Below are 14,096 nucleotides of genomic sequence, written 5' to 3'. Positions count from 1 at the left end.
GATGACTTTTTATCTGGGACTGACCGGCGGGATTGCCACAGGCAAGTCGACCGCCAGCCGGATATTAAAAGATATGGGCTGCCAGGTTATCGACAGCGACGCCATTGCCCACCAGCAGGCCGAAGTTGGCCAGGTCTCCTGGCAAAAGATCTTAGAAGAATTCGGGCCGGACTTTTTTAATAAAGATAAGACTTTAAACCGGAAGAAGCTGGGCCAGTATGTCTTTGCCAATCCTGATGCTTTGAAAAGATTGTCTGAAATTACCCAGGGCGAGGTCTTAAAAGAAGTTCAAAAGCAGATGAAGAACAGTCAGGCTTCTGTCTGCGTCATCGACGTGCCCCTGCTCTTTGAAGCTGGCTGGCAGGACTACTTTGACGCTGTCCTCTTGATCGCGGCGCCGGAAGAAGTAGAACTAGAGCGTTTGATGGCGCGGGACTCTTTAAGCCAAGCAGAAGCTAAAAGGCGGATGAATGCCCAGCTGCCATTGGGGGAAAAACGCCTGTTGGCTAGCTATGTGCTTGAAAATACTGGTACAATAGAAGAACTAAGAGAGAAATTGAGCAATCTGCTGAAAACTATCGCGTGAAAGGAGCTTCAACATGCTTTGTCCAAATTGCCATCAAAACGCCTCCCGGGTTATTGATTCCCGGCCGACTGACGAAGGGCGGACCATCCGCCGGCGGCGAGAATGCGAAAACTGCGGCTACCGCTTTACGACTTTTGAACGGGTGGAACAGTCACCACTTTTGGTGATCAAGAACGACGGCACCAGAGAGGCCTTCAGCCGGGAAAAGATCCTGAACGGGGTGGCGGCTGCCTGCCAGAAGCGGCCGGTAACCAGTGAACAGCTCAACAAGCTGGTCGACAATGTTGAAAACCGGATCCGAGCTAAAGGAGTCAGCGAGATCTACTCCAAGGAAATCGGGGAATTAGTCATGGACCAATTAGCCGACATCGACGACGTTGCCTACATCCGCTTTGCCTCCATCTACCGCCAGTTCACTGACATGTCCAGCTTCATGAAGACCATGGAGGACATGATGGACCGGCACAGCAAGGCCAAGTAGTCCATGTACGAGAATTCCAATCCGCGTCTGCGCTACGTCGTTTTAAATGAGCTGCCAGGCCAATCCGGCCAGGGGCAGGTCTTGATCAAGCTCTACCAGCCCTTGATCGGGGCTTTAGGGGTTGCCCTTTACCAGACTCTGGTCCAGGACTTTGATCCTTACCGGTCCTTGTCTGCTTCAAGTGCCCTGTACAGCTTGCAAGAAGACCTGGACTGCAGCCTCCGCCAGCTCTGGCAGGCCCTGCATAAACTGGAAGCTGTGGGGCTCTTGAAGACCTATGTCAGCCACAATCTCCGCTTGGGGGATATTTTGGCTTTTAAGCTGCATGCCGTGCCGGATGCCAGTGAATTTTTCAACACTTCGCTGTTAGCCAGCCTCTTAAAGGAAAAAGTTGGCGGTGTCCGCTTCAGCCAGCTTTCCCGGGAATTTGCCAAGCAGGCCCAGGTCAAGGAGCGGCAGCTGGACAATCTAGAAGAAGTTTCCGCTTCATTTTTTGAAGTCTTCCGCCTGCCGGAAAATGAGGCCATCAATCCTTCAGAAGATGTCCAAAAGGCAGCTGAGGAAAATGCCAGCCAAAAGACTGAAGATGCCCAGGTCAATTTAAAGCAGATCGACTGGCAGTACTTGAAAGACCGCTTCGCGACTTACCAGATCCCGGAAAGCGAGATCGACCGGCAAAAAGACGAAATCCGGTCCATCATGGAGCTTTACGGCTTAAGCGAGGAAGAGTTTATCAACGAAACCCTGCCGACCCTGCATGGCAGCTACCAGCTGGATGCCGCGGCGATTAGAAAGAGCCTCAACTACAACTACAAGGCTGACCACCGCCGCAAGCAGGTAATCAAGCGCCAGGAAGAAAAGCAGGACCGGCCAAGCGTGGACCAGCAGGACCAGGAGCTTTTAGACCTGGTTACCTCTAAGACGCCGATTAATTTTTTGGATGACATGAAGCTGGAGAAGGGCGGCTTTACCACGGCCAGAGAGCGGCAGATCGTCAACAACCTGGACAGACAGATTCACTTGAACCATGGCTTGATCAATGTTCTGGTCTACACCTGCCTCAACTACCAGCCAGTTTTGACCCAGGATTTGGCCAACAGGATCGCCAACGACTGGCTGCAAAAGGGAATCACGACCCCGGAAGCCGCCATCAAGCATCTGCGCGATGGAAAGAAGCAGGCCCAGGCAGGGCAAAAGAAGAACTACTCAGCGGGCAACCGGCGGCTTGAAAAGGGGACTGACTGGAACAAGAAGCAGTTTGTCCAGCCGGTCAATATTTCAGATGAAGACTTGCGGAAGATGCTGCAGGGGCCGGACAAGAAAGACAAGTAAGGGTGATTAGATGAGAGCAATTGGCGACATGTTGAGTGAAGCGGCTAAGGCCGCGGCAGCCAAGAACGGGCAGGATTTTTCGGCGGAATCATTTGAAAAGATGAAAAAGCAGGTTTTCGCTGACCCTGACGTCCGGGCTTTTCTTACTGCCCACCAGGACCAGCTGACCAAGGAGAGCGTGGACGCCAGCTTTGCCAGCCTCTATGAATACTGCCAGCAAAAAGACGGCCACGACAAAGTGATCAGCGGTTATTTGCCTGAGCTTTTTATGGAGGGACCCCTAATCGGGATCCGCTACCAGGCCAGCCAGGCTAAGCAGCGCCGGGACAAAGAAGAAGCGGCCAAGCGGCGGATTGAGCTGATTGACTTGCCGGAGAAATTGCGCCGGGTCAAGTTAGAAGACTTGGACGTGGCAGTTGAGCGCAAGCAGGCCTTGTTTGAAGTAGGGGCCTTTTTGCAGGCTTACCAGAGCAATCCCCACGCCAAGGGCCTCTATTTAAGCGGAGACTTTGGGGTCGGGAAGACCTACATTTTAGCGGGCCTGGCCAACCGGGTAGCGGAAATGGGGGCCAAGGTGATCTTTTTGCACATGCCGACCTTTATCGCGGGCCTGTCCAGCCACTTTGGCGACAACAGCCTGCAGGCTGAAATCCAGCGCCTGGCTGCTTGCGATGTCTTGATTTTGGACGACATTGGGGCAGAGACCCTCAGTCCCTGGTCAAGAGATGACGTTTTGGGCGTGATTCTTCAGGCCCGGATGGACAATGACCTGCCGACCTTCTTCAGCTCCAACTTTGACATGGATACGCTTGAGAGCCACTTTAGCGCGACCAAGAATGCAGATGACCCGGTCAAGGCGGCCCGGCTGATGCAAAGAGTACGCTATTTGGCTAAAGAAGTGGTCGTTTCTGGGAACAACCGCCGCCTGCAGTAATTTTTTGAAAAAAGTGGCAAAAAAGCCTTGTCTTATTTGGGCAAGGGGGTATAATCGAAAAGTAAATAGAAGACATGATTCCTCCCGCTTCAGAGAGAGGGGCCCCGTTCTGAAAGCCCCCATTTGGGAGGAACCCCACCTTCTATGACCCCAAAAGATAAATGACAAGGTTGGACGCCGTTATCAGTCCAATAAGAGAGGCCGCTTGAGGCCTGAATTTTGGGTGGAACCACGATGATTAATCGTCCCGAGCATGTATTTGTGCTCGGGACTTTTTTGTTTTTGGAGGATTTAAACCAATGAGTTTTGCTTTGACTCTGCCAGATGGCTCAAAGAAAGAATTTGACGCAGCCGTTTCCGTTGCTGACCTTGCTTCCAGCATTTCAACTTCCCTGGCTAAGAACGCCGTTGCCGGCAAGGTTGACGGGGAAATCAAGCCCCTTGACTTCCAACTGGACGCTGACCACGAAGTTGCCATTTTGACCAACAAGGACGCTGAAGGCTTGAGCGTTTTACGGGCAACTGTTGCCTTCGTTTTGGAAGCTCTGGTTAAGGACAAGTACCCGGAAATCAAGCTGGGCCAAGCTGAAATTTCAGAAGACGGCTTCTTCATCGAAACTGACAAGGAAGACCAAATCAAGGTTACTGAATTGCCAGACTTGGAAAAGGCCCTGCAAAAGGCCATCAAGAACGGCGAAGCCATTGAACACGTACAAGTAGCTAAGAGCGAACTGGCTGAAGCCTTCAAGGACGACCCATACAAGAGCGAACTTTTGGCTAAGGAAGGCGACGTGGTTGACGCCTACAAGCTGGGTGACTTCGTTGACTTTGGTTTTAGCGCCCTTTTGCCAAACACTGGCAAGATCAAGAAGTTCAAGCTTTTGTCAGTAGCTGGTGCCTACTGGAAGGGCAAGAGCTCAAACCCAATGCTGCAAAGAATCTTCGGGACTGCCTTCTTCAAGGAAGCTGACCTGGAAGCTGACCTCAAGCGGCGGGCAGAAATCAAGGAAAGAGACCACCGGACTATCGGCCGGGACCTGGACCTCTTCTTCGTTGACCCTAAGGTTGGGGCAGGTCTGCCATACTGGATGCCAAAGGGTGCTACTATCCGCCGGATCATTGAACGCTACATCGTGGACAAGGAAGTCGCAGCCGGCTACCAACACGTTTACACTCCAGTTTTGATGAACCTGGACGCCTACAAGACTTCCGGCCACTGGGCTCACTACCGGGAAGACATGTTCCCGCCAATGGACATGGGTGAAGGCGAAATGCTGGAATTGCGGCCAATGAACTGCCCATCCCATATCCAAATCTACAAGCACCACATCCGCTCATACCGGGAACTGCCAATCCGGATTGCTGAACTGGGTATGATGCACCGGTACGAAAAGTCTGGTGCCTTGTCAGGCCTGCAACGTGTCCGGGAAATGACTCTGAACGACGGTCACACTTTTGTAGCTCTGGACCAAGTGCAAGAAGAATTTGCCAGAACTTTGCAAATCATCATGGACGTCTACCACGACTTCGACATCAACGACTACTACTTCCGTCTTTCATACCGGGATCCAAAGAACACTGACAAGTACTTTGCCAACGATGAAATGTGGGAAAGAAGCCAAAGCATGCTGAAGGCAGCTATGGACGACATGGGCCTGGACTACGTTGAAGCTGAAGGTGAAGCTGCCTTCTACGGTCCAAAGCTGGACATCCAAACCAAGACTGCTTTGGGCAACGACGAAACCATGTCAACCATCCAACTGGACTTCATGCTGCCAGAACGCTTCGAACTGTCATACATCGGCGCTGATGGTGAAGAACACCGCCCAGTTATGATCCACCGCGGGATCGTCGGCACTATGGAACGGTTTATCGCTTACTTGACTGAAATCTACAAGGGTGCCTTCCCAACTTGGCTGGCTCCTGTTCAAGCTGAAATCATTCCAGTTAACCTGGACGCTCACTCAGACTACGCTAAGAAGGTTCGCGATGAACTGGTAGCCAAGGGCTTCAGAGCTGAAATCGACTTCAGAAACGAAAAGCTGGGCTACAAGATCCGTGAATCACAAACCCAAAAGGTACCTTACACTCTGGTGCTTGGGGATGATGAAATGAACGCCGGCACGGTTAATGTCCGTCCTTACGGGACTGAAGAACAAAACTCCGAAAGCCTGGCTGAATTCATGGACAAGCTGAGCAAGGACGTTGCAAACTACTCCCGCGAAGACTAATTCCTTCCTTATAAAATTGAACCCTTTCTGACATAAAAAAACATCCTGTCTCAACTTTGAGGCGGGATGTTTTTGCGTATGTGCTTTTACATTTGGGCTTACATTATGTCGAAGGTAAGCACCCAATAGCAGAGTATATTAAAATCCCATCCTAGCAATGCTAAGATGGGATTAATCAGTTTATGGGACTTTACTTGCAGTGGAGCTGAACATTCTCAGCCCATGGTAAATAGGCTTCCAGACGTTGATTGTCTAATAACGACAGCTCATTGGGCAGCTTGTCTAGAAGATAGTTGATATATTTGAATTGATCCAAGCCATTTTGCTTGGCAGTTTCGAGTATGCTCATAATGATAGCCATGGACTTGGCGCCGGAACTGCTCTGTGAAAAGAGCCAGTTCTTGCGTCCCATGACGATCTCTTTGACTGCTCGTTCTGCTCTGTTGTTGGACAGTTCAAGGCGACCATCTTTTAGAACGTTCATGAACTTGTCCATGTGCTTTATGCAATACTGGAAGGCCGTCCCCAGCTTGCCGGAAGGCAACACGGAGATTGATTTCTTGGAGCACCAGTCGGAAAACTTCTCTAGCAGAGGCTTTAATTCAGACTGACGCTTCTCGTATCTCTCTTCAGCGGAAAGATCTTCCCAAGCGTGCTCCAGGCTAAACATTTGATTACAGTAGTGGATCCCTTGATTAGCCACTGAAGTTGCGTCTGATTCTCTAGCCTTGTCTTTAGGCAAGGAATCATGGAATTTGCGTCTTGCATGAGCCATACAGCCTACAAGAGTCACATCCTGTTGGCTTAATCGTAAATAGCCAGGATATTGATCACAATGAAGGTATCCGCTGAAGCCTGTGAGGAAATCCCACGCTTCGGCACCTTTTCGTGATCCATGGTGATACAGGACAATCGGCTTCTCGGCATGCTTGCCTGATAAGAAGGTCCAGACGTAGTCTTTAGCTCTTTCGCTGTCTAAGACTCGATATGGCGTCTCATCTGCGTGAATGACATCCAGCTTTAGCAGCTCTTTTCTCAAGAGCTCGTAAAGGCTGGAGAGGTAGTACTCGCAGACTTTGATATGCCAATTCGAAACCGTCTTGTGATCAAGCGGAAGGCCCATGCGCCGCAAGTCTTTCTCCTGTCGGTAGGCAGGAACCTTGAGAACATACTTCTGATAGATCGTATCAGCGATCAAAGAAGCTGAGCCAAGACTGTTGGTTAACGGTGCCTTGGGTACAGGAGCTTTGATAATCTTGTCAGCCGGTGCCTCATCACTGCAGTGCTGGCACTTGTAAGAGTGTTGGATGTGATCGATTCTCTTAACTTGGGCTGGAATGTACAGCAGCTCTTGTCTAGCACAGAAGCTGCCGATCTCTTTCAGTTCGTGCTGGCAGTCTGGACAGGTAAGATCATCCAAACGATGATGAACTTCCTCGCCCGGCAGAGAATCTAAGATATCTTTCTTTCTGCCGACTTGCTTGCGTCTCTTATAGGTAATAGTTTCGGTAACGCGAGGGTAAGTCCTCGTCATCTTGAGAGGCGTTGTCTTCCTCAAAAAGGCTCAGCTGATCTGGGTTGACAGCTCTCTTCTCGGAGGACTTGCCATAAAGCTTATTAGTCAAATAAGCAACTTGTTCAGTAAGAAGGGCAACCTGCTTGAGCAATTCTTCGTTATTTGCTTTGAGCGCTTCGATATTAGCTTTAAGCGTTTCAATTAAAGCTAAAGTTTCTTTTTCGGTCATGATCGCTGTCCCTCCTTGATTCATAATCATAAGAATACCAGAAAAGCTCGTGAAATCAATAGAATTCACGAGCTCTTGCGGTATTAATTTTAGGATCAATGGTAAAGCCTTGCATCAAGCGCATGACTTGTTCATCAGACAACTCTCGAACTTCGTCTTCATTGTTTGGCCAGGCCAGCTTCCCGTTCTCAAAGCGTTTATAGAGCAGCCAGAATCCCTGGCCGTCCCAATAAAGTGCTTTGAAGCGATCTCTTCGGCTGCCGCAGAAGAGAAAGACACTTCCAGAGAAGGGATCGAGATGGAAGCTCTTCTTAACTATGTAAGCAAGCGAATCGATTCCCCGGCGCATGTCGGTCTTACCGCAAACAATGAACACTCGACCTAATTCAGCCAGATTAATCATGGCTCAAGAACCTGCCCACGACTTCGAGCATAAGCTCGTTAGTGGCATCACTGTAAAATGACAGCTCAACTCCATTGGACTTCAGATTGAGAACGAGCCTGTTCTTTGGAAGCTTATTCCTAGGTCTGGGTTTGCCCTTCGGCAGCTCGAGCGGTACGATTGGATGTTCAGTCATAATATCGTGTTCCTCCGTATTCAATTGTTAAGAACAGTATATGACTATTGCCCGGGGGTTGATAGATACCGCGCTATTGGGTGCTTACTGTCGAAGCTGATTAAGTGGCAGTCGACTTGCTGGGCTAGTTGGCGGCATTTGTCAGTAAAGCCGGTCTTGGAGAACAGATAGTAATTTTTCTTAGGAGTAGGGAAGAGGCTGCTCCGGTAGATGAGGGTTTCAAGGATATCCGCGGAGATCGGTTCGTTTTTCCACTTGCATTCGCCAAAGTAGCCGTTCAGCTTTTGGTCATCGAAACCGACTATGTCCATTTCAACTTGCTTCTTTTCCTTGGGATCAGGCCCCCACCAATTGCCTAAGTTTACAAAAGGCTCTGGCACCAGGTCTGGATCAAACAGCTTGGACCAGAGGTATTCTTGGGATAGTTTCTCAAATTCTGGTCCCATGAAGTGGGGGAGCTGCTTTATGATGTAGTCTAAAATTGGCTCGGTAATCCCCCGTTCGATAAAGCTGACCCGTTTGCCGACGAAAGTATACCAGAAGCGGAACATGACATCCTTAATGGCATAGATGGTCTTCCGGCTTCTGGCTTTATCAATTTCTGTAACCGGCACCCGTTTTTCGATAATGCCCAGGTCGATCAAATTGTCCAGGTAAGGGCTAAGGGCCCCGCTGGCAATACCAGTTTTAGTTGAGATCTCTGACTGCCGGCTGGCCCCGGCCGCGATGGCACTGATGATGGAGCTGTAACTTGCTGGCTCGCGGAGTTCTTGATTGAGCAGACTCATCGGTTCCGCATAGAGCATGGCGCTGGTTGTCAGAAAGTTGTCCTTGATATTGTCCCTAAGGGATTTTTCTGGAGACATTAGGGACAGGTAGAGGGGAATTCCACCGGTGATGGCATTGAGTTCAAAAACTTCTTCCTTATTTAACTGCGGGAAAAATTCTTCGGCATCATGCAGGCTAAAGGGTTTCAGCTTAAACTGGGCAGTTCTGCGGCCATAAAGCGGACTCTTGTAGCCAAGCACTTGCTTTTCCATGAAGGACATGGAACTGCCGCAGAGAATAAGAAAGAGTTTGTTCTGTTTAAAATAATGGTCGATGTAGGATTGCAGCATTGAACTGATTGGCGGATAGGCTTTCGCCAGGTAAGGAAATTCATCAATGACTAAGATCAAGCGGTCATTTTTCTCAGAGATATGAACGAGATATTTGAAGGCTTGCTCAAAGGAGGCAAAATTCGGCCCATCCAGATAGCTGGGATCTTCGTAGGCGTGAATCGCGTCAGAAAAACGAGATAAACTATCCTGGAATTTTTCTTCAAGGCCAGTAAAGTAGATAGCTTGCTTGCCTTTTAGAAATTGGTTGATCAAGCTGGTTTTCCCGATACGATATCTACCATAGATGACCGCAAATTGAAAGCTGTCTTCTTGATAGAGCTTATTCAAAGCTGAAAGCTCTTGCTTTCTGCCGATAAACATTGGAATCACCTCGTTATCAATACTATGTTTTACAACATCATACTTTACAAGTTTACGATATACAAGTTTACGATATTGTTAATTGCGGGATGTTTTTTGTATATACAAGGACACATTTTAGATGAATGATTGATAAAAGCGAATGGAGAATTTCCTTGATCAATATGGTTATAAATGATAATTTCAAAAGAAAGCGAATTAAAGAGATGAGAAAAGAGAAGGATGAAGGCAATATGAAGCAGATTGTTGTGAAAGTTCTTGCGAATACGTTGATTCTGTTCATTTTGACTTATGTCGTTGATCTTTTGACCCACCACAATAGCAACTACTGGAACATTATTCCGATATCACTGGCAGGCTTAGGCAGTTATGAGCTTTTGCGGAGTGATTCGGTCTCTGACAGAGTCAAAAAGATTATCAATTGGATCACATTTACAGCTGGAGTTATATTGGCGGCAATTCTTATATACATCAGTTTGATGGAATAACATCTAATATTTACCTACTGCTAGAACATTAGCCTTTTGGATTAGACAAGCATTGGAGTTCGTGGTATAAAATGTCAGAAGAAAATGAATTAGACTATCAACTGTATTTGATCAAATCAGTCTTAGCAGACTGCATTGACAAGCTTGACATGCCGAAAAGTCGAACAGCGTTTTTGCTCTATTATGATATCAGCGCCGAAGATTCTCATGAGATCGACAAACTGTTTGCGGAGATATCTCTCAATGATGACGTGATCGGCTTTGCCAATTTCCAAGAGAAGCTGAATGAAAGATTGAGCCTGCCTTTGGCAGAGAAAGTCGTTAAAGAAATGCTCCAAGCATACAAGGAATACGTTCCTGTCGCGATTGGCAAAATTAAGCTTTAAGCAATCAGGCTGAAAGTGAAATTGACCCTTGACGGGCAATCTTAGACCTAGTACAATAGTAGAAGTTGAGAACAAGAAGAAGCCCCCGCTTCTCGCCTAAGTTATTCAACCTCTGGGCAAATCGATATTTTCTGTTGATTTTAAAGGCGGGTGCAATATGCCCGCTTTTTTCTTGTCCTCGAAATTAACATGGAGGTGAACAGTTATACCACAGAAACAAAACAACATGATCCTTAACGAAAGCATCCGCGCTCGTGAAGTTCGGCTGATCAACGCTGAAGGTGAACAAGTTGGGGTCGTGTCAAGAAATGAAGCTCTGCGCCAAGCGAGCGATGCCGGCCTTGATTTGGCTTTGATTTCACCAAATGCCAAGCCGCCTGTAGCAAAGATTCTTGATTATGGTAAATACCGGTTCGAACAGCAGAAGAAGCTGAAGGAATCACGCAAGAATTCCAAGCAGGTCAGCGTTAAGGAAATCCGTTTGAGCCCGACGATTGAAGGCAATGACTTCGAAACCAAGCTTAAGCATGCCCGCAAGTTCTTAGAAAAAGAAGGCGCCAAGGTTCGTGTTTCGATTCGTTTCAGAGGCCGCGCGATCACGCACAAGGAATTAGGACAACAAGTGCTGGAAAAGATGGCCGAAGAAACTTCGGATATTGCTGTTGTAACCAGCCGGCCAAAGATGGAAGGCCGTCAAATGTTTTTAATGCTCAGTCCTAAGAGTGATAAAGACAAGAACAAAAAATAGTTAATTGGAGGAATTTTACCATGCCAAAGATGAAAACCCACCGCGCTTCAGCTAAGCGTTTTAAGAGAACTGGTAACGGCGGTTTGAAGCGCCACCACGCCTTCACTGGCCACCGTTTCCACGGTAAGACCAAGAAGCAACGTCGTCATTTGAGAAAAGCCGCTATGGTTTCACGCAGCGACTTGAAGCGCATCAAGCAAATGCTTTCCCAAATGCGTTAATTTACTATTTTTTAATACACTAACGATATTAGGAGGATTTTCAGATGCCAAGAGTTAAAGGTGGTACCGTTACACGCGCACGTCGTAAGAAGGTTTTGAAGCTTGCCAAGGGTTACCGTGGTTCAAAGCACGTTCAATTTAAGGCTGCAAGCACTCAATTGTTCGTTTCATACAAGTACGCATTCCGCGACCGTAAGAAGCGCAAGAGCGAATTCAGAAGACTGTGGATCGCCCGGATCAACGCAGCTGCTCGTCAAAACGGCTTGTCATACTCAAAGATGATGCACGGCTTGAAGCTGGCTGGTGTTGACATGAACCGTAAGATGTTGGCTGACATCGCCTACAACGACGAAAAGACTTTTGCCGCTTTAGCAGAAACTGCTAAGAAGGCTTTGGCTTAATTCTTTGGAAGAAACGCATCTAGCTTGGCTAGGTGCGCTTTTTCTTTGTTAAACGCCGGCTTTCAGATATAATTAAGGAAGATGAAATTTAAGGAGGAAAACTCAGACATGAGTGAAGAAATTCGCTGCATCGGCTGCGGCGCGGCTCTGCAAAGTCAGGACAAGCAGCTGCCAGGCTACCTGCCGGCCAGTGCCCTGGCCAAGGTGGAAAATGGTGAAAGAGAAGAAGTCTACTGCCAGCGCTGCTTCCGCTTGCGCCACTACAACGAGATCATGCCGGTCTCCTTGGACAATGATGACTTTTTAGCACTTCTGAACACCATGGCGGAAAAGAAGGCCTTGATCGTCAACGTGGTGGACCTGTTTGACTTCTCCAACTCGCTGATTTCTTCTTTGAAGCGCTTTGTCGGCAATAACGACTTTATCTTGGTCGGCAACAAATTGGACCTCTTCCCGAAGAATTCCAAAGAAAGCAAGATCAAGGACTGGATGCGGCAGGAAGCCAACCGGATGGGTCTGTACCCAAAGGACATCTTCTTGATCTCCGCGGCCAAGAAGAAGAACCTGGACACTCTGATTGAATACTTGAACAAGCACAGCCAGGACCAGGACGTCTACTTCGTCGGCACGACCAATGTCGGCAAGTCGACCTTGATCAACGCCATTATCGATGAAATGGGTGACGTTAAGGACTTGATCACTACTTCCCGCTTCCCGGGGACCACTTTGGACCAGATCGAGATTCCTTTGGACAACGGTCACTTCTTAGTCGACACGCCAGGGATCTTGACCGACAAGCAACTGGCCAGCCGGCTGGACCCGAAAGACCTGGACCTGGCTTCGCCAAAGAAGCCGCTTAAGCCGGCTACTTACCAGCTTTTGCCAGGCAATACCATCTTCTTGGCAGGCCTGGGCAGAATCGACTACCTGAAGGGGCCGTCAACCAGCTTTACCATCTACGCTGCCCGGGGCATGTACATCCACCGGACCAAGACGGAGAAGGCTGACGAATTTTACCAAAAGCACGTCGGTGAATTATTGTCTCCGCCAGGGCCAAATAGCGACCTGCCGCCGCTAAAAGGGCAAGAGTACAGCATCAAGTACCGCAGCGACGTATTGTTTGCCGGGGTAGGCTTTATCACCGTGCCGGAAGGCTGCGTGATCAAGGCCTACACGCCGGGCGGAATTGGCTTAGGAACCAGAAGAGCTTTGATTTAGAGGTTTAAGTATGGATTCATTGGTAGATTTCAGTAAAGAAACACAAGTAAAAGTGCAGACGGCTGAAAGCCAGAGAAAAGGCAAGCAGATCGGCATCATGGGCGGCACCTTCAACCCGGTGCATATGGCCCATTTGGTTGCCGCTGAGCAGGCCATGACCAAGCTGCACCTGGATGAAGTCTGGTTCATTCCGGACAATATTCCCCCGCATAAGGACGCTCCCTTAAACGTGTCTGCCCGCGACCGGGCCACTATGCTGGATTTGGCTACCCGGGACAATCCTCGTTTCAGGGTCAAGCTGCTGGAACTCTTCAGAGGCGGCGTTTCTTACACGATTGATACCATGCGCTATTTGACCAAGAAGGCGCCGGAGAATACCTACTACTTGATCATGGGCAGCGACCAGGTCAACAGCTTCCACAAGTGGAAGAACGCTGATGAACTGGCCAAATTGGCCACCTTGGTCGGCATCCGCCGGCCTGGCTACCCACAGGATCCCCAATATTCCATGATCTGGGTTGACGCCCCGGACATCCGGCTCAGCTCAACCGCTATCCGCCGGGCTGTTTCAACAGGGACCTCAATCCGCTACCTGGTACCGGACAAGGTCCGCGAATATATTGAAGAAAAGGGGCTTTACCGTGACTGATCCAGTTTTTAAGGAAACATATTCTCCCTTGTCCAGCAGTGAATTAGTGGCCAAGGAAAAGAGCATGATGGATGAAAAACGCTTTGCCCACTGCGTCCGCGTCAGTGAAACTGCCCGGACTCTGGCCAAACTCAACGGCTATGACGAAGACAAGGCGGCCTTGGCCGGTTTTGTCCACGACTACGCCAAGCAGATTCCAGTTGAAGAATACATCAAGGTCATCAAGGAAGAGGGCTTTGACCAGGATCTTTTGAACTGGAACCGGGCCATCTGGCACGGGATCGTGGGCAGCTGGTTCATCAAGCGCGACCTCGGCATCACTGACCAGGAAATTTTGACCGCTGTCTACCGGCACACTACCGGGGACGTGGAAATGACCACCCTGGACCAGATCGTCTTTGTGGCTGACTATATCGAACCTGGCCGGACCTTTGCCGGCGTTGAAGAGGCCAGAAAGACCAGCTACGCGGATTTAGCTTCCGGGGTTGGCTATGAACTGGCCCACACTCTGGCCTTTTTGATTGAAAAGAGAAGCAAGATCTACCCAAGGACTTTGGCTGCCTACAATGTCTGGGCAGCTGAGTAAAAATAGATAAAATTAAAAGTAAGAAAACATT

Annotated in this window: 18 protein-coding genes and 1 other annotated feature; of the genes, 13 read left to right on the top strand and 5 right to left on the bottom strand. The window is 48.9% G+C overall.

The genetic code is table 11. The features are described from left to right. Position 1 precedes the first annotated feature (1 nt). The 5 genes from coaE (at position 2) to thrS (ending at position 5,564) form a co-directional block, all read left to right on the top strand. Positions 2–586, top strand: coding sequence for a dephospho-CoA kinase (gene coaE / locus ACYVUT_RS07595; RefSeq protein WP_484500504.1), 585 nt, complete (start codon positions 2–4; stop codon positions 584–586). A gap of 13 nt (positions 587–599) precedes the next feature. Next, the gene (gene nrdR, locus ACYVUT_RS07590) at positions 600–1,067 is read left to right on the top strand and encodes a transcriptional regulator NrdR (protein ID WP_002879222.1); all 468 of its coding nucleotides are present in this window, start codon (positions 600–602) and stop codon (positions 1,065–1,067) included. A gap of 3 nt (positions 1,068–1,070) precedes the next feature. After that, a complete protein-coding gene (locus ACYVUT_RS07585) occupies positions 1,071–2,399 on the top strand; it encodes a DnaD domain protein (protein WP_484500503.1) in 1,329 nt (442 codons plus the stop codon). Between the two features lie 10 nt (positions 2,400–2,409). Then, positions 2,410–3,333, top strand: a complete 924-nt coding sequence (dnaI, locus tag ACYVUT_RS07580) for a primosomal protein DnaI (protein WP_439775440.1) — start codon at positions 2,410–2,412, stop codon at positions 3,331–3,333. A gap of 299 nt (positions 3,334–3,632) precedes the next feature. Continuing rightward, complete coding sequence (thrS, locus tag ACYVUT_RS07575; RefSeq protein WP_484500502.1) at positions 3,633–5,564, top strand: threonine--tRNA ligase; 1,932 nt, start codon at positions 3,633–3,635, stop codon at positions 5,562–5,564. Between the two features lie 190 nt (positions 5,565–5,754). Here thrS and ACYVUT_RS07570 read toward each other — a convergent pair whose 3' ends face one another. The 5 genes from ACYVUT_RS07570 to ACYVUT_RS07550 are packed head-to-tail and all read right to left on the bottom strand — an operon-like array spanning position 5,755 to position 9,368. Next, a complete protein-coding gene (locus ACYVUT_RS07570) occupies positions 5,755–7,098 on the bottom strand; it encodes an IS66-like element short variant transposase (RefSeq protein WP_484499780.1) in 1,344 nt (447 codons plus the stop codon). Further along, the gene (locus ACYVUT_RS07565) at positions 7,055–7,309 is read right to left on the bottom strand and encodes a transposase domain-containing protein (protein WP_484499045.1); all 255 of its coding nucleotides are present in this window, start codon (positions 7,307–7,309) and stop codon (positions 7,055–7,057) included. Before ACYVUT_RS07565 ends, ACYVUT_RS07570 begins: the two co-directional genes overlap by 44 nt. A gap of 55 nt (positions 7,310–7,364) precedes the next feature. Then, positions 7,365–7,712 (bottom strand): IS66 family insertion sequence element accessory protein TnpB, encoded by a 348-nt coding sequence (tnpB, locus tag ACYVUT_RS07560; RefSeq protein WP_484499044.1) that lies wholly within the window; start codon positions 7,710–7,712, stop codon positions 7,365–7,367. Continuing rightward, positions 7,705–7,887, bottom strand: coding sequence for a hypothetical protein (locus tag ACYVUT_RS07555; protein ID WP_484499779.1), 183 nt, complete (start codon positions 7,885–7,887; stop codon positions 7,705–7,707). Before ACYVUT_RS07555 ends, tnpB begins: the two co-directional genes overlap by 8 nt. A gap of 44 nt (positions 7,888–7,931) precedes the next feature. Further along, a complete protein-coding gene (locus ACYVUT_RS07550; RefSeq protein ID WP_484501784.1) occupies positions 7,932–9,368 on the bottom strand; it encodes an ATP-binding protein in 1,437 nt (478 codons plus the stop codon). A gap of 125 nt (positions 9,369–9,493) precedes the next feature. Between ACYVUT_RS07550 and ACYVUT_RS07545 the strand changes: the two genes are divergently transcribed. The 8 genes from ACYVUT_RS07545 (at position 9,494) to yqeK (ending at position 14,065) form a co-directional block, all read left to right on the top strand. Then, entirely contained in the window at positions 9,494–9,856 is a 363-nt protein-coding gene (locus tag ACYVUT_RS07545) for a hypothetical protein (RefSeq protein WP_484500499.1), read from the top strand. 71 nt (positions 9,857–9,927) lie between these two features. Beyond that, positions 9,928–10,242, top strand: a complete 315-nt coding sequence (locus tag ACYVUT_RS07540; protein WP_484501783.1) for a hypothetical protein — start codon at positions 9,928–9,930, stop codon at positions 10,240–10,242. Between the two features lie 67 nt (positions 10,243–10,309). Next, positions 10,310–10,421: a sequence feature (ribosomal protein L20 leader region), on the top strand. Between the two features lie 47 nt (positions 10,422–10,468). Then, positions 10,469–10,990, top strand: coding sequence for a translation initiation factor IF-3 (gene infC, locus ACYVUT_RS07535; RefSeq protein ID WP_270447633.1), 522 nt, complete (start codon positions 10,469–10,471; stop codon positions 10,988–10,990). Between the two features lie 20 nt (positions 10,991–11,010). Further along, the gene (gene rpmI / locus ACYVUT_RS07530) at positions 11,011–11,211 is read left to right on the top strand and encodes a 50S ribosomal protein L35 (RefSeq protein ID WP_002879235.1); all 201 of its coding nucleotides are present in this window, start codon (positions 11,011–11,013) and stop codon (positions 11,209–11,211) included. A gap of 44 nt (positions 11,212–11,255) precedes the next feature. Then, positions 11,256–11,612 (top strand): 50S ribosomal protein L20, encoded by a 357-nt coding sequence (rplT, locus tag ACYVUT_RS07525; RefSeq protein WP_002879237.1) that lies wholly within the window; start codon positions 11,256–11,258, stop codon positions 11,610–11,612. 108 nt (positions 11,613–11,720) lie between these two features. Next, positions 11,721–12,830 carry a ribosome biogenesis GTPase YqeH gene (gene yqeH, locus ACYVUT_RS07520; protein WP_484501782.1) on the top strand — a complete coding sequence of 370 codons (1,110 nt, stop codon included), beginning with the start codon at positions 11,721–11,723 and terminating at the stop codon, positions 12,828–12,830. Positions 12,831–12,840: 10 nt separating this feature from the next. Continuing rightward, entirely contained in the window at positions 12,841–13,479 is a 639-nt protein-coding gene (locus ACYVUT_RS07515; RefSeq protein WP_296225406.1) for a nicotinate-nucleotide adenylyltransferase, read from the top strand. After that, a complete protein-coding gene (gene yqeK / locus ACYVUT_RS07510; RefSeq protein WP_484501781.1) occupies positions 13,472–14,065 on the top strand; it encodes a bis(5'-nucleosyl)-tetraphosphatase (symmetrical) YqeK in 594 nt (197 codons plus the stop codon). The genes ACYVUT_RS07515 and yqeK overlap by 8 nt, the downstream gene beginning before the upstream one ends. Positions 14,066–14,096 lie beyond the last annotated feature (31 nt).

This window comes from Lactobacillus sp. WILCCON 0059, from assembly GCF_057197985.1.
This window is presented reverse-complemented; position numbering and strand designations above follow the sequence as displayed.